18 protein-coding genes are annotated in these 18,134 nt (G+C 32.7%); 15 read left to right on the forward strand and 3 right to left on the reverse strand.

Features of this window, described 5'->3' with window-relative positions; all coding sequences use genetic code 11:
* Positions 1-10 precede the first annotated feature (10 nt).
* Both Z053_RS0123330 and Z053_RS0123335 read right to left on the reverse strand, forming a co-directional pair.
* Positions 11-478, reverse strand: coding sequence for an RNA methyltransferase (locus Z053_RS0123330; RefSeq protein ID WP_025667381.1), 468 nt, complete (start codon positions 476-478; stop codon positions 11-13).
* Positions 479-557: 79 nt separating this feature from the next.
* Positions 558-1,400 (reverse strand): N-acetylmuramidase domain-containing protein, encoded by an 843-nt coding sequence (locus Z053_RS0123335; RefSeq protein WP_025667382.1) that lies wholly within the window; start codon positions 1,398-1,400, stop codon positions 558-560.
* 588 nt (positions 1,401-1,988) lie between these two features.
* On the opposite strand from Z053_RS0123335, the gene Z053_RS0123340 reads away from it, so the two are divergent.
* The 3 genes from Z053_RS0123340 to Z053_RS0123350 all read left to right on the forward strand — a co-directional run bounded on the left by Z053_RS0123340 (position 1,989) and on the right by Z053_RS0123350 (position 6,549).
* Positions 1,989-2,564 carry a hypothetical protein gene (locus Z053_RS0123340; RefSeq protein WP_025667383.1) on the forward strand — a complete coding sequence of 192 codons (576 nt, stop codon included), beginning with the start codon at positions 1,989-1,991 and terminating at the stop codon, positions 2,562-2,564.
* Positions 2,565-2,732: 168 nt separating this feature from the next.
* Positions 2,733-5,792 carry a sensor histidine kinase gene (locus Z053_RS0123345; RefSeq protein ID WP_160170141.1) on the forward strand — a complete coding sequence of 1,020 codons (3,060 nt, stop codon included), beginning with the start codon at positions 2,733-2,735 and terminating at the stop codon, positions 5,790-5,792.
* A gap of 7 nt (positions 5,793-5,799) precedes the next feature.
* A complete protein-coding gene (locus Z053_RS0123350; RefSeq protein WP_025667385.1) occupies positions 5,800-6,549 on the forward strand; it encodes a LytR/AlgR family response regulator transcription factor in 750 nt (249 codons plus the stop codon).
* Positions 6,550-6,588: 39 nt separating this feature from the next.
* Here Z053_RS0123350 and Z053_RS0123355 read toward each other — a convergent pair whose 3' ends face one another.
* Positions 6,589-7,830, reverse strand: coding sequence for an NAD(P)/FAD-dependent oxidoreductase (locus Z053_RS0123355; RefSeq protein ID WP_025667386.1), 1,242 nt, complete (start codon positions 7,828-7,830; stop codon positions 6,589-6,591).
* Between the two features lie 111 nt (positions 7,831-7,941).
* Here Z053_RS0123355 and Z053_RS0123360 point away from each other — a divergent pair, with 111 nt between their 5' ends.
* From Z053_RS0123360 to Z053_RS0123415, 12 genes are read left to right on the forward strand one after another with little or no spacing between them, the layout of a single operon-like run.
* Positions 7,942-9,477, forward strand: a complete 1,536-nt coding sequence (locus Z053_RS0123360; RefSeq protein WP_025667387.1) for an HAL/PAL/TAL family ammonia-lyase — start codon at positions 7,942-7,944, stop codon at positions 9,475-9,477.
* Positions 9,477-10,604, forward strand: coding sequence for a WG repeat-containing protein (locus tag Z053_RS0123365; protein WP_025667388.1), 1,128 nt, complete (start codon positions 9,477-9,479; stop codon positions 10,602-10,604). Before Z053_RS0123360 ends, Z053_RS0123365 begins: the two co-directional genes overlap by 1 nt.
* Before the next feature lie 56 nt (positions 10,605-10,660).
* The gene (fabG, locus tag Z053_RS0123370) at positions 10,661-11,392 is read left to right on the forward strand and encodes a 3-oxoacyl-ACP reductase FabG (RefSeq protein WP_025667389.1); all 732 of its coding nucleotides are present in this window, start codon (positions 10,661-10,663) and stop codon (positions 11,390-11,392) included.
* A gap of 15 nt (positions 11,393-11,407) precedes the next feature.
* Positions 11,408-12,631 (forward strand): beta-ketoacyl-[acyl-carrier-protein] synthase family protein, encoded by a 1,224-nt coding sequence (locus Z053_RS0123375; protein ID WP_025667390.1) that lies wholly within the window; start codon positions 11,408-11,410, stop codon positions 12,629-12,631.
* A gap of 3 nt (positions 12,632-12,634) precedes the next feature.
* Entirely contained in the window at positions 12,635-12,883 is a 249-nt protein-coding gene (locus Z053_RS0123380; protein WP_024771999.1) for a phosphopantetheine-binding protein, read from the forward strand.
* Between the two features lie 6 nt (positions 12,884-12,889).
* Positions 12,890-13,774, forward strand: coding sequence for an LpxL/LpxP family acyltransferase (locus Z053_RS0123385; protein WP_025667391.1), 885 nt, complete (start codon positions 12,890-12,892; stop codon positions 13,772-13,774).
* 1 nt (position 13,775) lies between these two features.
* Complete coding sequence (locus Z053_RS0123390) at positions 13,776-14,705, forward strand: hypothetical protein (RefSeq protein WP_025667392.1); 930 nt, start codon at positions 13,776-13,778, stop codon at positions 14,703-14,705.
* Entirely contained in the window at positions 14,705-15,841 is a 1,137-nt protein-coding gene (locus Z053_RS0123395; protein WP_025667393.1) for a beta-ketoacyl-ACP synthase III, read from the forward strand. The genes Z053_RS0123390 and Z053_RS0123395 overlap by 1 nt, the downstream gene beginning before the upstream one ends.
* A 1-nt stretch (position 15,842) precedes the next feature.
* Positions 15,843-16,274 (forward strand): hypothetical protein, encoded by a 432-nt coding sequence (locus tag Z053_RS0123400; RefSeq protein ID WP_025667394.1) that lies wholly within the window; start codon positions 15,843-15,845, stop codon positions 16,272-16,274.
* Positions 16,274-16,729 (forward strand): ABC transporter permease, encoded by a 456-nt coding sequence (locus tag Z053_RS0123405; protein WP_025667395.1) that lies wholly within the window; start codon positions 16,274-16,276, stop codon positions 16,727-16,729. Before Z053_RS0123400 ends, Z053_RS0123405 begins: the two co-directional genes overlap by 1 nt.
* A gap of 7 nt (positions 16,730-16,736) precedes the next feature.
* Positions 16,737-17,144, forward strand: a complete 408-nt coding sequence (locus Z053_RS0123410; RefSeq protein WP_025667396.1) for a hypothetical protein — start codon at positions 16,737-16,739, stop codon at positions 17,142-17,144.
* Entirely contained in the window at positions 17,134-18,129 is a 996-nt protein-coding gene (locus Z053_RS0123415) for a BtrH N-terminal domain-containing protein (protein ID WP_025667397.1), read from the forward strand. The genes Z053_RS0123410 and Z053_RS0123415 overlap by 11 nt, the downstream gene beginning before the upstream one ends.
* Positions 18,130-18,134 lie beyond the last annotated feature (5 nt).

Raw genomic sequence — 18,134 nt, forward strand, 5'->3', positions numbered from 1 at the left:
ATTACAGAATCTACGCTCTTATAAATCTAGGTTTATCAATGCCACGATCATACATAATAATACTTCCTGCTACAGCCACATTAATACTTAATTCGGATTTAAATTTGACTAAAAACTGTGATTTTTCAATAGCTATTTTGGATAATCCATGATCCTTGGCTCCTAGTAAATACACACAACGTTTTGGGTGGCTAAAAGCCTCTAGAGATTGGGCGTTATCTGTTAGCTCTACCCCTACCAACATTGCTCCTTTAGGCAGGTGTCGGTAAAAATCCTCAAAAGTATCGTAATGAAAATACGGCATGGCTTTTACCGCATTATGAGTATCACTAGCTTGTTTTGCATATCGATTACCTATCGTAAAAATAAAACTAGCTCCCATATTCTGTGCAGAACGCCATAATACACCAAGGTTCTCTGGTGTTTTACCATTTTGAATACCGATCCCAAAAAATTCATTCTCGAAATTATCAATCATAGGACAAAAATAGAAAAACTGAGATATAGTTCTGGGAACACAACTTAAAAACAAATTTAATTCTATTATACAACCCCCATTAACTAGTACTATATTTTATGTAAGCATTTTTTAGTTTAGTATCGTATTTATTCTTCTTATAACCAGATCCATTATATCCTTCGGCAAATCTTGCCCAGTTCTTTTCTATTATCCAATCTAGTAATTTTTTACCCTTAAAAGATGTAGCTTCTATAAATTTACCAAAAGCTTTAAGATGTTCTCTTTCATGATCATACATCTCTGAAACAAAATGGTCTACAGAAGAAAAACCTAAATTCGCATAATGAAATCCCATAATCTGAAAAGCCCCCCATGATGCAGAACTATAGGCCGCTTCATGGAAAGCTGGCTCATCAGACATCCCAGCAGCTTTTTCTAAACGATCATACTCTCCAGCTCCTCCTTTATAGTGTACTTTTGTCCATTTCTTATATAATACATTTTTGGTATATTCTGAAACATATTGAGATGGGGTTACTCCTCGTTTCTCTAATTCTTTCCAAAAAATATGGCCTTCAAACAAAATTCTAGGTCTACCAGATACCAAAAAGCCTTTTCCATTACTTTCTATTTCATTAACCGCTTTCACCATTGCTAATTCTAACCCAAACTGATCTGCAAAATCTTCGATATCTTGTTCAGATAAGAGCTTATCATTAAACGCAATAAAGTCATTTTTTACCTCAATAAGTTTAGACCAGGTTTTAAGCCCAACAATACCATCTATCACAAGGTTATGCTTGGCTTGAAAATCTCTGACAGCTGTATCTGTATCTTTTCCAAAAAAATTAGACACATATACTTGATATCCCAGTGTGGTTAGAATTTCTTCCAAAAAATGAACATCCTGTCCGTTCGAACGATACCGTATTGTTTTCATTTGTTTATATTTTATAGATTTTCTGTATTGAATCAACTTCTATTAAAACAGAAGGTAAGTATCAAAATAGTCTATAACTAAACGTAAAATTCTCTAAATATGTTTAGCAAAAACTGAATATCTGGAATATTGATTTTTATTTTCTCTAACTATTAATAGATAGACATGCACATCTTTGTATAACCATAAGAGATGATCTATCTTAAAGAGATGTCTAACATCTAAATTTTGTAAGGGTAATTCTTATGAAGATACAAAAAACAGAGCCCTAAAGCCAATTTTAGCTTCACCATTTCATCACATTATCAAACACTTACATCTAATTTTACAGTAAATGATGTAGATCAAAAGCAACAAAAATTTTATAGAACCTGAAAAGATAAATTCATTAAACAATTAACCTACAGGTTACTAAAACACCTTTGTCTCTTATCTTATAAAGTATTAGAATATAAAATCACTAAGGGATGGTTTTATTTTACAAAAAACGAATTCTAGTTGAATCATTACGAATACTAAAAGTACATCCTCAAGAATAAGATAAGGAAGTACTTTTATACAAAATAGCCAACCTCAAAATAAGCTGTTATGAAAAATGTTGCCATAATCATTATTCTATTTCAAAGTTTTCAAGGTATCCATGCACAAAAAGTTTTTGCCGATACTCAAGAGTTTTTGGTAACTACCGAAATTATGGACCGTGGAGAAAAACACCCCTCATATGTTATTAATCTGGTTCGTTCGGGAGAAGAAAATTTAGATATAATATCTACTCTTACGATTGAAGACACAGAACTTTTTGAGGATATCTTTATAACTGCCTTAGAGAACCCTGGACTAGAAGGGGTCTCTAAGGTAATTAAGATGGAGGTCGAGTATCTGGCATGTTGTGCTCATGTAGAAGCATATTACTATATGCTTAAAGAAGATAATACAATTGTAGCATTGCCTGAGCTTAAAAATGTGTATTGTGAAAATTCTGATAACGATTTTCAATACATATTTCCAAATCAAGAATACGGCATAAAAGATAACATATTACAAACACAAACATTTTATCAAACAACAACAACTAATACTAAATATGTAAACCTAAAACAAAGTTTTACCTGGAAAGATGGCATTGTTGGAGATTCGAAAACAACTGCTATCACTGGGTACTAATTATTAATCCTAACAGTAATCTCAATCTAATAAACAAAAAGGGGGAAACTTTTGTTTATTATACCGACCCGCCTTAACCGGTGGTGTCGGTTTTTTTTACATTTAAATCGATTATATCCCAGAAAAAAGCAGTTTGATTATATTTGTTACCAACCAGACAAATCTCTTGTGAACTTAAACTATAAATACATCTATCTTGTTTCTTTCCTGATATTGAATATTATCAACTCACTATCAGCACAAAACAATCAACTTAGAGCATATACTCTAGAAGATGGGTTACCTCAATCACAAGTCTATGATATTGTACAAGATAAAATAGGATACTTATGGTTAGGCACTCAAGGAGGAGGGCTCTCTAGGTTTAATGGCGAAGAGTTTAAAACCTGGAATGAAAATGATGGATTACAGTCAAACTATATTCATTCTCTTGCCTTTGTAAATGACAGTCTTTTTATCGGTACAAAAAATGGGCTTAGCATCAAGGTCAAGAATAAATTCACCAATATTGAAGGACCTCGAATTAACAAAATATGCCTAATAGACAACAAGACCTATCTGGCCACCAATATTGGCATTTATGAATATCGAAAAAACCTGGGGTTAATTAAGATTAATCTTAATCCAAAAATCAATACCAGTATTATTAATGATATTGTTTTTGATGGTAAGCTATTCTGGGTTGCTACCAATAAAGGGCTTTGGAAACTAAATCACATTAAACAAGGTGCAAAAATTATAGAAAGACATAGCGCATATGATTTTACAGCGGCAATCTTTCATAATAACAAAGTATTTGCTGCTGCTTTTAATCAAGGGATTTTAGTACTAAACACCAATGCAAAAACATATGGTAACCAATGGATTCAAAAACCAGTTCGAGTAACAGATATTTCAATACATAGCAATAATGAGTTATGGTTTGCTACAGATAATGACGGAATTACCATACTTGATTTTAAAACGCATACCCTAAAAAAGAAAATTAATCGAAAAAATGGCTTGTCTGTTTCGTACACCCGAAAAAGTATTTTAGACCTTCAATCTAATATATGGATTGCTACATCTGGCGGAGGGTTTTATAAATATTTTCAGAATAATTTTACACACTATGACCAAAATACAGGACTAAAAGGTAATCGTGTATATGCTGTTCATAATGCAAAAAATGGTATATGGACATCCAATTCTGAAGCTGGAATGGTAAAAATCGATTCTACCGGGATTCATCATATACCTCAGGAAGAACGTTTATCTGATGTAAAAATCAAAACTATAACCAGTGATAACTCTGGAAACATTTGGGCTGGTACAGAAGGTAAGGGAATTCTTTTTAAAGAGATTATGCAAGTTGATAGTATTGTTGTAGATACTATCAATAGCAAAGAATTAGATGAAGATCCAATTATAACTACTGACACGATTGCCATTACAGTTAGTAAAAATCACATTATTGACAGAGACAAAGGTTTATTATCAGATTGGATAAGAACTATACAAGTAATAGATAATACTGTTTGGGTTGCCTCGTATTCTGCCGGGATCTCCAGATTTATATACGACCCAAAAAAGAAACGTATAAGATCTTTAAAGAAATTTACCCAAAAAAGTGGTATTGAAGATTTGCAAATAAGAGACATGAAAAAAGATTCTCTTGGCAAAATCTGGTATGCTACTCAAAATGGGCATCTGGGGTATATTGAAAGAAATAAAGTTACGCACTTAGGCAATGTTTTAAATCAAAAGACGGCAATTAGCACATTACTTTTTCACAAAAACATATTATACCTCGGGACAGCAGGAAGAGGGATTTGGTGGTCTGATCTTGATCAGAAGATCACATTTAAAAAATTAAAAGGAAGAAAAAAACCCTATTCAGACAATATTTATCAAATGATATTTGATGACAAAAACAATCTATGGGCAGGGAGTGAACGAGGAGTTGATAGAATTGAGCTAAATCAATCAAATGATATTGTTGATGTTTTTCATTTTGGAAGAAATGATGGTTTCTTAGGGATTGAAACCTGTCTTAATGCTGTTACCAAAGATGATCATGGTAATCTATGGTTTGGAGCAATATACGGGCTAACCAAATATCAACCAACAGAAACTACTAAAGCTACAATCAAGCCTAGTATACATTTTGAAGATGTAGAAGTTGCGTATCGCAGTGTTGATTCTATACAGTTGGGAGCTTGGGTAAACAATAAACGTGTTCTTAAACTAAAACCAAATCAAACAGAATTATCATTTAGCTATAAAACTATTGATCTTGATCATCCTAATGATGTAGAATATCGATGGAGGTTAAACAATTCTGAATGGAGTCCCTGGTCATCAGATCACAAACAAAATCTTGCCGGATTAGCATATGGGCCACATTACTTTTCTGCACAATCCCGAAATTACAGATGGGAAGAAAGTGATCCTATTATGTTTCGTTTTTTTATTGATAGTCCTATCTATGAAAAAGCCTGGTTTCAATTAACTGTATTAGTAATAATCGTATTGATTTTAGGTGGATATGCATTATCTTACATCCGAAGAGTGAAACAAAAAAACCGGGAAGAACGTAACCGTCTACAAATGCAAAATCACTTACTATCATTAGAACAAAAAGCATTGCGTTTACAAATGAATCCTCATTTCATATTTAATGCGTTAAACGGTATAAAAGCGATGGGAACCAACAATCCCAATCGCATGAATACTACTATAAATACGTTTGCTACTTTATTAAGAGAAACTCTATACAACTCTAGAAAAGATCATATAACCCTAGATCAGGAAATACAGACCTTAAAACATTATATCGAAATAGAACAATTAATGGCCAGTAAACCATTTGTATATGATATTTCTATAGATTCTGATTTTGACCCCGAAGAAATTCTTATTCCGCCTATGTTAATCCAACCCTTTGTAGAAAATGCGGTTAGACATGGTATTTTAAAAGGAAGCAGAGATGGTGAGTTAAAAGTATTATTTCATACTAGCGAAGAACATTTACATTGCACTATATTAGATAATGGGCAAGGTATTTTCCAATCACAAAAGAACAAAACCAATACAGATCATCAATCTATGGCACTTACAGTGACCCGAGAGCGACTTGAATCAATTTCGGGGAAGGATTCCTTACACATAAAAGAAATCCTCTTAAACGGCAATTCTGTGGCTGGAACAGAGATTACATTTAAAATACCATTACAAACCGACTATTAAAACAATTATGCTTACAGCAATTATCGTAGAAGACATGCCCGATGCACTTCAGCTTTTAAAAAGCGACCTAAAAGCGAATCATCCAGAAATAAAAGTAGTTGATACTGCCCAAAGTGTAGTTGAGGCAGCAAAATCATTACGCAATACACAACCTGATATTCTCTTTTTAGATATTATGCTCGGCGATGGTACTGGATTTGATATATTAGAAATATTCCCTGACCTAAAATCAAAGATCATTTTTGTTACAGCCAGTGATGAGTTTGCTATCAGAGCTTTTAAATTTGCAGCTATTGATTATGTCTTAAAACCATATTCTAATGAAGAATTAGCTCAAGCTATTGCTCGGGCAAAAGAACAGATTCAACCCAATAAAGAACGTCTTAACATCCTAAAAGACACATTATCTGCACCAGAGCAAAAACCAGACAAAATCTCACTACACACTCTCGATAAAATTATCATCGTAAATTTGGATGATATTATTCGTTGCGAATCTGATAGTAATAATACCATTTTCTATCTTCAGGATGGACAGAAAATTTTTGTAACCAAGACATTAAAATACTTTTCTGACATGCTTAAGAACTATCAATTTTTGCGAGTACACCAAAGTCACCTTGTTAATTTACAATGTATTAGCGCCTTTATTAAAACTGACGGAGGGTATCTTATGCTAAAAAACGGAGAAAACATCCCCGTTTCGGTACGAAAAAAAATAGAAGTAATGGAAATTCTAGATCGTTTGCATAGATAAATACTTACAGAGATCTCAAGAATTATTATCTCTACTCGACTATGCTTCTTTTTCGGTTTCCATATCTATCATATGGGCAACCGTTTTAATCAATCTGTTATGTTTGGTAACAAAAGGGTTTGTTTTATCCCATACGTAACCTGCTAAAACTGCACATATTTGCCTCTTGATTTCTGGGTTCTCTGGTTGATGGAAAAACAACTTTTGAAGATTTCCGGTGTACCATTCTTTTACATAGGACGCAAAAACATTAACGCCTCCTTTAATATATCCTGTATATTCCTCTTCCCAATCTACAGCTTCATCTTGCAATTCTTTAGCAACAAGTTTTGCTGCTAACAATGCAGATTCTGTAGCAAATGTAACTCCAGAAGAAAACACAGGATCTAAAAACTCTGCGCTATTTCCTGTTAACACATATCCTTTGCCGTACAATTGTTTTACAGATTTTGAATAATTTTTAATTGATATAGGATCAAACATAAAATCAACATTCTTAAAACGCTCATAGAAATAATCCGAACGCTGTAACATTTGTGTTAATTTCTCTGTAGCATTACCTTCGAATGAATCCAGAAATTCTGTTGGCCCTACATATCCTATACTAGTAACTCCATTAGAAAAAGGAATCACCCATAACCAGGTTTCTGTATCAATCACATCAAATGTAATAAGTGTCCCTTCGCCCCCTTCAGGTCTATTAATATCCTTAACATGTGTAAAAATTGAAGAGTGTTTTGGTAATTCAGATGGCTGTTCTAAATCTAAAAGTCTAGGTAGTACTCTTCCATAACCACTAGAATCTATAACATATTTTGCAGTAATAACTCGATGTTTCCCTTCTTTATCTTTTATGGTCGTTTTTGAAATTTTCCCTTCAAAATCTACAGCAACCACTTCTTCTTCAAAACAGATATCTACTCCTCTATTAATAAGTTCTTTTGCCAGAGCCGAATCAAAATCTGCACGAGGCACTTGCCATGTCCAATCCCAACCTTCTGTATGCTTTTTACTAAAATCAAAATTACAAACCTTCTCTCCTTTAATAAATCGTGCTCCTGATTTCACTTCAAACTCACATGCTTTTAGGCAATCTAATAGTCCTACTTCTTCAAAATGATCCATACATCTTGGCAAAAGACTTTCTCCGATTACAAATCTTGGAAAAAGGCTCTTTTCAACAACTTTCACATTATAACCATTATTATGTAAATAAGAAGCTGCAACACATCCCGAAGGTCCCGCCCCTACTACTAAAACATCAATATTTTCATCATTCATAGCACTATTGTACTTATTAATTCCTTAATTATTATAAATTTGCAAACCAAAATAACTGTTTTATTTTTGGTTATTAAAATATTATTCATTAAAATTTTGAGCAAAATATAGATGCTAACACTAAAAGGGAAAATAGAAATACAGGACTTTTTCAACATTATATTTAAAGAAGAATCGATTGCAATAGACGAAAGTGTTCTAGCAACTGTAGAAGAAAGTTTTAATTTTTTAAAAGAATTTTCTGAAAATAAAATCATTTACGGTGTAAATACTGGTTTTGGGCCAATGGCACAATACAAGATAAACGACAAAGAAAGAAATCAGCTACAATATAACTTAATAAGAAGTCATGCTTCGGGAACAGGGAACCCGATCCCTCCCATGTACGTAAAAGCAGCAATGTTAGCACGTTTAAATACGCTATGCTTAGGGTACTCTGGTGTTCATAAATCTGTTGTAGATGTTATGACATCTTTGATCAATAAAAACATTACGCCTCTTATTTATGAACATGGTGGTGTTGGTGCTAGTGGAGATTTGGTTCAATTAGCACATTTGGCCTTAACTCTTATTGGTGAGGGAGAAGTATTTTATGAAGGAGAACAAAAAAACACTAAAGAAGTTTTTGAACAAGAAAACATCAACCCTATTACAATTGCTTTACGAGAAGGACTTGGCCTAATGAACGGTACATCTGTGATGACTGGAGTAGGATTAGTAAATACTATTTATACAAGAAGATTATTAAACTGGATGATTACAGCTTCATGTGCAATCAATGAAATTGTAAAAGCATATGATGATCATTTATCACAAGAATTAAACCATGCAAAAAAGCATGTAGGACAGCAACAAATAGCTAAACAAATGCGAGAGCATTTAGAAAGTAGTTCTTTAATCAGAAAAAGAGAAGAGTACCTATATACTGATCAAACCGAAGTAACTGTTTTTAAAGAGAAGGTTCAGGAATACTATTCATTACGTTGCGTTCCTCAAATATTAGGCCCGGTTTTAGATACTTTAAACAATATTGAAAAAATCCTAATAGAAGAAGTTAACTCTGCTAATGACAATCCTATTATCGATGTTAAAGAAAAACACGTATATCATGGAGGTAATTTTCATGGAGATTATGTTTCTTTAGAAATGGATAAGTTAAAAATTGTGGTTACCAAATTATCGATGTTGGCAGAACGTCAATTAAACTACTTATTAAATTCTAAATTAAACGACATACTTCCTCCTTTTGTAAACCTTGCCAAACTAGGCTTAAACTTTGGGATGCAAGGAGTACAATTTACAGCAACATCTACTACAGCAGAAAACCAAATGCTATCAAATCCGATGTATGTGCATAGTATCCCCAATAATAATGACAATCAAGATATTGTAAGTATGGGAACAAATGCTGCTTTAATCACAAAAAAAGTTATAGAAAATGCTTTTGAAGTCGTTGCGATAGAACTAATAACTGTTGTTCAGGCAATAGAATATTTAGGCGTAAAAGATCAAGTTTCTACGAATACAAAAAAGATGTATGATGCCATACGAAATATAGTTCCTATATTTACAGAAGATGTTGTTATGTACCCCTATGTGAATCAAGTAAAAGATTTTATTATTAATAATGAAACCACAGAAGCGTGATGAAAACTAAACATTTTTTAATTTTTGTAATTTCTCTTTGTTCGCTAGTAGGATCTGCTCAAGAACTAGCATTAGCAAAATTTGAAGGTAAATTTGGTTATCTTACAAAATCAGGTGACTGGCAAATACCCGCAACATTAGATGTTGCAAAAAACTTTTCTGAAGATCTAGCTGCTGCGAGAAAAGGTAAACTATGGGGATTTATAAACAGAAAAGGAGAATGGGTTATTGAACCTAATTTCGATAAAGTTAAAGCTTTTAGTTCTGGTATAGCTGTCGTTTTAAAAAATAAAGAATGGTTTTACATCAACACCAAAGGAGAGAAAGTCCTTACCAATATTGATTCTGACAAAATTTATGATTTTAAAGACGGTTTTGCTATCGTAAGAAAAGAAGATAAAGTAGGTTTTATCAATACCAAAGGAGAAACTACAGTAGCTCCAAAATTTTCGAAAGCATTCAATTTTAGAAATGGATATGCAAAAGTAAGAGAGGGTGAAAAATGGGGATTAATTGATCCTTCTGGTAATTACTTTGTAAAAACAACCTATGATGGTATAAGTAATGTCTACCATAATACAATTGTAGCTACTCAAGGCCTTCGTCATGGATTGATTATTAACGGAGAATTTAAAGAAGTATCAGGAGCTCAAAAAATATGGGATTTCTCTGTAAATGCAGAATATACTTATGCCAAAAAAAATGATAAAATTGGATTTATCAATAAAAATGGAGAATGGGTAATTGAGCCTGCATATGATAAAGTAAGAGCTTTTAATAATGGATTAGCACCTGTGTTTAAAGATGGTAAATGGGGATATATTAACATTAGCGGCGAAACTGTAATTCCTTTTAAATTTAGAGATGCAGAAATATTTAGTGCCGATGGACTAGCACCTGTTAAAACTAAAAAACTTTGGGGGTTTGTAAATACTAAAGGAGAACTCGTTATAGAAGAAAAATATGAAATTACTGCTGGTGGTTTTTCTATTTTCAAAAAAAATGCACAAAAAGGTTTTGTAAATGGCTTAGCAAGAGTTAAACAAAAAAAATCTTGGTGTTACCTAAACACTAAAGGAGAAATACTTAAAAACTTGTGGTTTGAAAATTTAGAATTATTTAATTAATACTTATTAATCTTTATCTAAAATCGATTGAAATAACTATTACATCTTACAAATAAATGAAGTGTGCTTTAATAACAGGTGGCTCGAGGGGAATTGGAAAAGCAATTTGCGTACAACTCGCTAAAGACACCGATTATCATATATTAATTAATTACAATAGTAACGAAACTGCTGCAAAGCAAACTCTTACAGAAATAGAAACCAATGGTGGAACTGCAGAAATTATTCAATTTAATGTAGTTGATGCTGATCAAGTAAAAACAAAATTAGATACCTGGCAAGAGAATAATAAAGACGCTATTATTGAAGTCATCATAAATAATGCGGGAATCACAAAGGATAACCTATTCATGTGGATGACCCAAAATGATTGGCAAAATGTTATTAACACCTCTCTTGATGGTTTTTATAATGTAACAAATCATTTAATTCAAAAATTATTACGAAACAGATACGGTAGAATTATAAATATTGCTTCTGTATCTGGAGTTAAGGGGACAGCTGGGCAAACTAATTATTCTGCCGCTAAAGGTGCTATAATCGGGGCTACAAAGGCTCTGGCACAAGAAATAGCAAAAAGAAATATCACAGTAAATGCTGTTGCTCCGGGGTTTATTAGAACTGACATGACCAATGAGTTGGATGAAAAAGAACTTAAAAAGTTAATTCCTGCCAATAGATTTGGAGAAGCCGAAGAAGTAGCGCATATCGTATCGTTTTTAGCCTCCAAAAAAGCTTCATATATTACAGGTGAAGTGATTAATATAAACGGCGGAATTTACTCGTAAATTAATTCTGAATATATGAGAAGAGTTGTAATCACAGGAATGGGTATATATTCTTGTATTGGTAAAAACCTGGAAGAAGTAAAAACATCATTATACAATGGGACATCTGGAATTGTTTTTGATGAAAAAAGAAAAGAATTTGGATATCGTTCTTGTTTAACAGGAATGGTAGCAGAACCAGAATTAAATAAATTACTTTCCCGAAGACAACGCATTAGTTTAGGGCAAGAAGGAACATATGCATATATAGCTACACTCGAAGCTTTAAAAAATGCAAATATAGATCAATCTTTCCTCGATCAAAATGAAGTTGGTATCCTTTATGGGAATGATAGTACTGCACAATCAGTTATTGAATCTGTAGAAAAGATCAGAGAAAAAAAAGATACCACATTAGTAGGTTCGGGGGCCATTTTTAGAGGAATGAACTCTTCTGTAACCATGAATCTCTCTACAATTTTTAAACTTAGGGGAATAAACTTCACTATTAGTGCGGCATGTGCCAGTGGCTCTCATGCTATCGGAATGGCATATCAGTTTATAAAAAGCGGATTACAAGACTGTATTGTTTGTGGAGGAGCTCAGGAAATAAACCAGCTTGCCATGGGAAGTTTTGATGGTTTAGGAGTATTCTCTACAAATACAGAACATCCAGAAAAAGCCTCTCGACCATTTGATACTAATCGCGATGGATTGGTCCCTAGTGGTGGATCTGCTACTCTTATCGTAGAAAGTTATGAATCAGCAGTCAAAAGAGGAGCAACAATTCTTGGAGAAATTATAGGGTATGGTTTTTCTTCAAACGGTGAACATATCTCTACTCCTAATGTTGATGGTCCATCTAGAGCTATGAAAAAAGCACTCCTGCAAGCAGATATTGAAACATCGGCCATAGATTATGTAAATGCACATGCAACCTCGACTCCTGTTGGAGATGCCAATGAAGCAAAAGCTATCTATAATGTTTTTGGAAAAAACGGACCATATGTAAGCTCTACAAAATCTATGACAGGGCATGAATGTTGGATGGCAGGAGCTAGTGAAGTGATCTATTCTATGCTCATGATGCAACATTCTTTTATTGCACCAAATATAAATTTGGAGCACCCAGATGATGATGCAGCAAAACTAAATTTGGTTAATAAAACTCTAGATAAAAAAATTGATGTATTTTTGTCTAATTCTTTTGGATTTGGGGGAACAAATTCCGCGTTAATAATAAAAAAATTTAATAAATAGAATATGGATAAAGAAGTTATTATTGAAAAGATAAACGACTTTCTTATTGATGAGTTTGAAGTAGAAGGGGAAAATATTTCTCCAGAAGCAAACTTAAAAGAGACTCTTGAGCTAGATAGCTTAGATTTTGTTGATCTTGTAGTAGCTGTAGAATCCAATTTTGGTGTAAAATTAATAGGCGAAGATTTTATAAATGTTGTAACACTTCAAAATTTTTACGATCTTATAGAGAATAAAATAAAATCGCTATAAACATATATGACTACTGAATGGAAAGGAAAGTCCAGAGGTACAGTATTTGGGTATAAAATATTTGTTTTCTTTATTAAGAAAGTTGGCTTAGGCTCTGCCTATTTTATTTTATACTTTGTTGCTGCATATTTTTGTTTTTTTGCCTTATCTAGTAGTAGATCTATATATTACTATTTAAATAAGAGACTTAAATACCCTAGATTTAAGAGTATTTTAAAAATATTCCAAAGCTATTATGTTTTTGGGCAGACCATTATTGATAAAGTAGCGATATCGTCAGGCCTTAGAGACAAATTTACTTATGAGTTTGATGGTGTAGAACTCATAAACGAAACCCTAAAGGAAAAAAAAGGAGGTATTCTTATTAGTGCACATCTTGGTAATTTTGAGATTGCTGAACATTTTTTTGGTGAGTTAGAAGAAAATGCTGCGATTAGTCTTTTAACTACAGACATAGAACATACTGCAATTAAGAATTACCTTGATAGCGTTACCTCTAAATCTAATATTAAATTTATTTTCATCAAAGAAGATCTTTCTCATATCTTTCAAATTAATGCTGCTTTGGCTAGAAATGAAATTGTATGCATTACAGGAGATCGTTATTTTGAAGGTTCTAAATATTTAACGCAAGATTTATTGGGGCAAGAAGCCAAGTTCCCTTCTGGGCCTTTTATGCTAGCCTCTAGATTAAAAGTACCTGTACTTTTTGTGTATGTTATGAAAGAAACGAATACACATTACCACCTTTATGCCAGAAAAGCTAAAGCAAAACATAGGGATGCCAAAGAGTTACTAAAAGAATACACAGAAAGCTTAAAATGGATGTTAGACAAATATCCATTACAATGGTTTAACTATTTCGACTTTTGGAATGTAAATAATAAGTAAAATGAAGCATGTTTTAGCTATACATTATTCGCAGTCTGGACAGTTGACAGAAATTGTCAACAACATAGTTAATCCTATGGACTCTTCTGAAGAAATAAAGGTAACCCATCACAAAATTGAAATGGAAAAACCTTACCCTTTTCCGTGGAATAGAAAAGCTTTTTTTGGCGTTTTCCCAGAAGCATTTCTTCAGATACCAGAAAAAATTAAACCAATTCCTTCAGAAATAACAAATCAAAAATATGATTTAGTATTACTTGGCTATCAAGTCTGGTATCTAACACCTTCTATTCCTATTAATTCTTTTTTAAAGTCAGAAAGTGCAAAAAAAATACTGGATAACACACCTGTGATTACCGTAATTGGATGTAGAAATATGTGGATTAAGGCGCAAGAAAAAATGAAGATCCTTCTAGCATCTTGTAATGCAAAACTGGTAGGAAACATTGTCTTGGCAGATAGACACATTAATCACATAAGTGTAATAACCATAAAACACTGGATGTTTAAAGGAAAAAAAAGTCGGTTTTTAGGTTTTTTTCCTAAACCAGGGGTTTCTGATAAAGACATAAAGAATGTAGTGAAATTTGCTCCACCTATAAAAGATGCATTGCTCACTAGTAATTTTTCAGAATTACAAAAAAAATTGGTACAATTAGGTGCAGTAAAAATTAAATCATTTTTAGTTTTAGTAGACAAGCGAGGCAATATTATATTTTCAAAATTAGCCAACTTAGCTTACAAAAAAGGAAAAACAAGTAAGACAGGGCGTAAAAATCTTCTTGTTTTTTTTAATTATTACTTGTTATTTGCAATTTGGATTATAGCACCACTAGTTTTTATTGTATTTTTGACTGCTTATATTTTTATGTATAAAAAAATTAGCAGAGAAAAAAAATATTATTCATCTGTTGATACAAAAAATAATTAATGAAAGACGTATACATTACCAGAATATCAAAGTTTTTACCTAACGACCCAATCGACAATGATCAGATGGAAGAGAGATTAGGCATCATAGATGGAAAAGTATCAAAAGGCCGAAGAATTGTTTTACGAAATAATCAAATAAAAACCAGATATTATGCAATTGATAATGATGGAAATATAACACACAATAATGCACAGCTTACTAAAGAAGCTATAGAGCTTTTGTGTGACGAAAGTTTTACTACAGAAAATATTGAATTATTATCTTGTGGTACAGGGAGTCCTGATCAAATACTACCATCACATGCTGCAATGGTTCATGGGTTTTTAAAAAACGGAAATGTAGAAATTAACTCCCCTTCGGGTGCCTGTTGCTCTGGTATGAGTGCTTTAAAATTTGGTTATCTAGCAATTAAATCAGGACAAAATACTAATGCCGTTTGCACAGGATCTGAACGAGCATCTTCGTGGATGAAATCAGATGTTTTTAAAAACGAAATAGAGCATCTAAAAAAATTAGAAGAAACACCAATTCTAGCTTTTAATAAGGACTTCTTACGTTGGATGTTATCTGATGGTGCTGGAGCCTTTCTTTTAGAAGATCAACCTAATGGTAATCTTCCTTTAAAGATTGAATGGATGGATGCTTATTCTTATGCACATGAGATAGAAGCATGCATGTATGCAGGAGGAGATAAACTAGAAAATGGAGAACTTAAACCATGGAGCGAGTACCCATCAGAAGAATGGGCACAAAAATCTTTATTTGCGATAAAGCAAGATGTTAAATTGTTATCTGAAAATATTCTAAAAAAGGCTGTAGAAACCTTAGTTAAAGTATTTGAAAAACATGATGATATTAAACCAGAAGACATAACATATTATTTACCACATATTTCTTCATACTATTTTAAAGATGACTTATATGAAGCCATGAAAAACAGAGGTGTAGAAATACCTTGGGAAAATTGGTTTATCAATTTAAGTACAGTAGGAAATGTTGGCGCTGGTTCTATTTATATTGTGCTAGAAGAATTAGTAAATACTGGAAAATTAAAAAAAGGAAATAAAATTTTACTTTCTGTACCAGAAAGCTCCCGTTTTTCATATTCGGTGGCGCTTTTAACCGTTTGCTAAAATGAAAAACACAAAATTTCCTATTAGAAATATTAAACACTTAATACCTCAAAAAGAACCTTTTGAGATGGTAGATACTTTGCTGGGTTTTTCAGAGACAAGTGTTGCATCCTCTTTTAAAATTACAGAAAACAACCTTTTTCTAAAAGATAATTTATTTTTAGAACCTGGAATTATAGAAAATATGGCACAAACTGTGGCATTACATACAGGTTACGATTATTTTCTTAAAAACGAACCTGCTCCTACAGGCTATATTGGGTCAATAAAAAAAGTAGAAGTTTTTTATCTTCCAAAAATAAATGAGACTATAACTACCAAGGCCGAAATTTTACACGAATTTATGGGAGTTACCATGGTTAAAATCGAAGTATTTAACGCCAAAAAAGAAGTAATTGCTTCTGGGCAAATGAAAACAGTTATTGCTAGTTAATGGATAAAGTCAAAACATTAGATATTGCTAAATTCCTGCCACACCGAACTCCTTTTTTAATGGTAGACAAAGTGTTATCTATTGACGACGAACATGTAGCAACTTCGTTTACTATAAAATCAGACTGCATTTTTGTTAGCGATACTATTTTTAACGAAATTGGTATGGTAGAGAATGCCGCTCAAACCTGTTCTTCGATCGTTGGTAAAAGTTATTTTGAAGACGATGACCTAGAAGGTGAAGGCACAAAACTTATTGGTTTTATTAGCGCAATAAAAAAAGTACAAGTGTATAGTTGTCCTACCGTAGGAGAGACAATAGTCTCTAAAGCTGTTTTAAAATCCCGATTTGACACTGAGCAATATAGCATGTGTACATTAGAGTGCACCATTCATGAAGCAGATAAAGAATTATTATCTTGTGAAATGAATTTATTTATTCAAGAAATGAAATAGGTGTACTATGAAAAAAAGTGAAGTTCCACAAGATAAAGGTAGTTTAAAGTCTGCAAATTTTAAAGAACTATGTTATGCTGTTAATGAAAATGGAGAGTATACAACTGCAGGTAGTAGTGGGTGGACTCCTAAGACCATTGCATTAAACAATGCACTGCAGGAAATAAACGAACGTGTAGAAAAAGCTAAAATTAAAGTTTTAAATAACCAGACAAGCCCTATAGAATATTATATGGAGCTACATAAAATGGATGTTACTATTTTAGCTAGTTATGTCGGTCTATGGAAATGGCGCGTTAAAAGACACTTTAAACCAAAAGTGTTTCAAAAACTATCTCAAAAAAAATTACAAAAATACGCTGACGTTTTCGAAATCACAGTTGATCAATTAAAACACATTGAACATGGAAATTAACTTTACGCATCATCAATCTGCACACTGCGAAAATGGTGTTGTGTCTAATTTAATGAAACATAATGGCTTCAATGTTAGCGAACCCATGGTCTTTGGTATTGGATCTGGTTTATTGTTTTGTTACATCCCATTTTTGATGGTAAATCATGCCCCTGCTCTAACTTATAGAGCAATGCCTGGCTTTATCTTTAAGCGATTTGCAAAAAGAGTCGGCATAAAAATAAAACGAGAAAAATTTAAAAACCCTCAGAATGCTAAAGCACGTTTAGATGAAAATCTTAACAAAAATAATCCTGTAGGGCTTCAAGTTGGGGTATATAATCTAGTGTATTTTCCTGATGAATATCGTTTTCATTTTAACGCTCACAACTTAGTTGTTTACGGAAAAAAAGAAGATTCGTATTTAATCAGCGATCCAGTAATGGAAACTGTTACAACTTTAACAGCAAAAGAGCTAGAAAAAGTACGTTTTGCAAAAGGTGCTTTTGCTCCCAAAGGACATATGTATTACCCTATCGATTTCCCTAAGGAGTTAGCTTTAGAAAAAGCTATAGTAAAAGGAATTAAACAAACCTGTAGAGAAATGCTTGCTCCAGTACCTATAGTTGGAGTTAAAGGAATTCGAACGGTGGCTAAATTAATTCGCAAATGGCCAAAAAAGAAAGGTACAAAAGTGGCCAATCACTATTTAGGACAAGTGGTTAGAATGCAAGAAGAAATAGGAACCGGAGGCGGTGGTTTTAGGTATATCTATGCTGCATTCTTACAAGAAGCCGGTAAAGTATTAAAGAATGATACATTAATCGAGTTGTCTACAGAAATGACTTCAATTGGTGATTCGTGGAGGGATTTTGCTTTAGATGCTTCTCGTATATATAAAAACCGAAGCGCAAAAGATGATGCATATAACGATGTTGCCATGCAACTAGAAGATATAGCAAATCGAGAAGAAGTTTTCTTTAAAAAATTAAAGAAAGCGATTTAACAGCA

Source organism: Aquimarina megaterium XH134 (assembly GCF_000520975.1).
Taxonomy (GTDB): Bacteria; Bacteroidota; Bacteroidia; order Flavobacteriales; family Flavobacteriaceae; genus Aquimarina; species Aquimarina megaterium.

Excerpts from the sequence above, each read along its gene's own strand:
- Z053_RS0123350 (WP_025667385.1), top strand. The coding sequence starts at position 5,800 with ATGCTTACAGCAATTATCGTAGAAGACATGCCCGATGCACTTCAGCTT.
- Z053_RS0123405 (WP_025667395.1), top strand. The coding sequence starts at position 16,274 with ATGGATAAAGTCAAAACATTAGATATTGCTAAATTCCTGCCACACCGA.
- Z053_RS0123365 (WP_025667388.1), top strand. The coding sequence starts at position 9,477 with ATGAAAACTAAACATTTTTTAATTTTTGTAATTTCTCTTTGTTCGCTA.
- Z053_RS0123380 (WP_024771999.1), top strand. The coding sequence starts at position 12,635 with ATGGATAAAGAAGTTATTATTGAAAAGATAAACGACTTTCTTATTGAT.
- Z053_RS0123385 (WP_025667391.1), top strand. The coding sequence starts at position 12,890 with ATGACTACTGAATGGAAAGGAAAGTCCAGAGGTACAGTATTTGGGTAT.
- fabG (WP_025667389.1), top strand. The coding sequence starts at position 10,661 with ATGAAGTGTGCTTTAATAACAGGTGGCTCGAGGGGAATTGGAAAAGCA.
- Z053_RS0123355 (WP_025667386.1), bottom strand. The coding sequence starts at position 7,830 with ATGAATGATGAAAATATTGATGTTTTAGTAGTAGGGGCGGGACCTTCG.
- Z053_RS0123335 (WP_025667382.1), bottom strand. The coding sequence starts at position 1,400 with ATGAAAACAATACGGTATCGTTCGAACGGACAGGATGTTCATTTTTTG.
- Z053_RS0123330 (WP_025667381.1), bottom strand. The coding sequence starts at position 478 with ATGATTGATAATTTCGAGAATGAATTTTTTGGGATCGGTATTCAAAAT.
- Z053_RS0123360 (WP_025667387.1), top strand. The coding sequence starts at position 7,942 with ATGCTAACACTAAAAGGGAAAATAGAAATACAGGACTTTTTCAACATT.
- Z053_RS0123390 (WP_025667392.1), top strand. The coding sequence starts at position 13,776 with ATGAAGCATGTTTTAGCTATACATTATTCGCAGTCTGGACAGTTGACA.
- Z053_RS0123400 (WP_025667394.1), top strand. The coding sequence starts at position 15,843 with ATGAAAAACACAAAATTTCCTATTAGAAATATTAAACACTTAATACCT.
- Z053_RS0123375 (WP_025667390.1), top strand. The coding sequence starts at position 11,408 with ATGAGAAGAGTTGTAATCACAGGAATGGGTATATATTCTTGTATTGGT.
- Z053_RS0123415 (WP_025667397.1), top strand. The coding sequence starts at position 17,134 with ATGGAAATTAACTTTACGCATCATCAATCTGCACACTGCGAAAATGGT.
- Z053_RS0123410 (WP_025667396.1), top strand. The coding sequence starts at position 16,737 with ATGAAAAAAAGTGAAGTTCCACAAGATAAAGGTAGTTTAAAGTCTGCA.
- Z053_RS0123395 (WP_025667393.1), top strand. The coding sequence starts at position 14,705 with ATGAAAGACGTATACATTACCAGAATATCAAAGTTTTTACCTAACGAC.
- Z053_RS0123340 (WP_025667383.1), top strand. The coding sequence starts at position 1,989 with ATGAAAAATGTTGCCATAATCATTATTCTATTTCAAAGTTTTCAAGGT.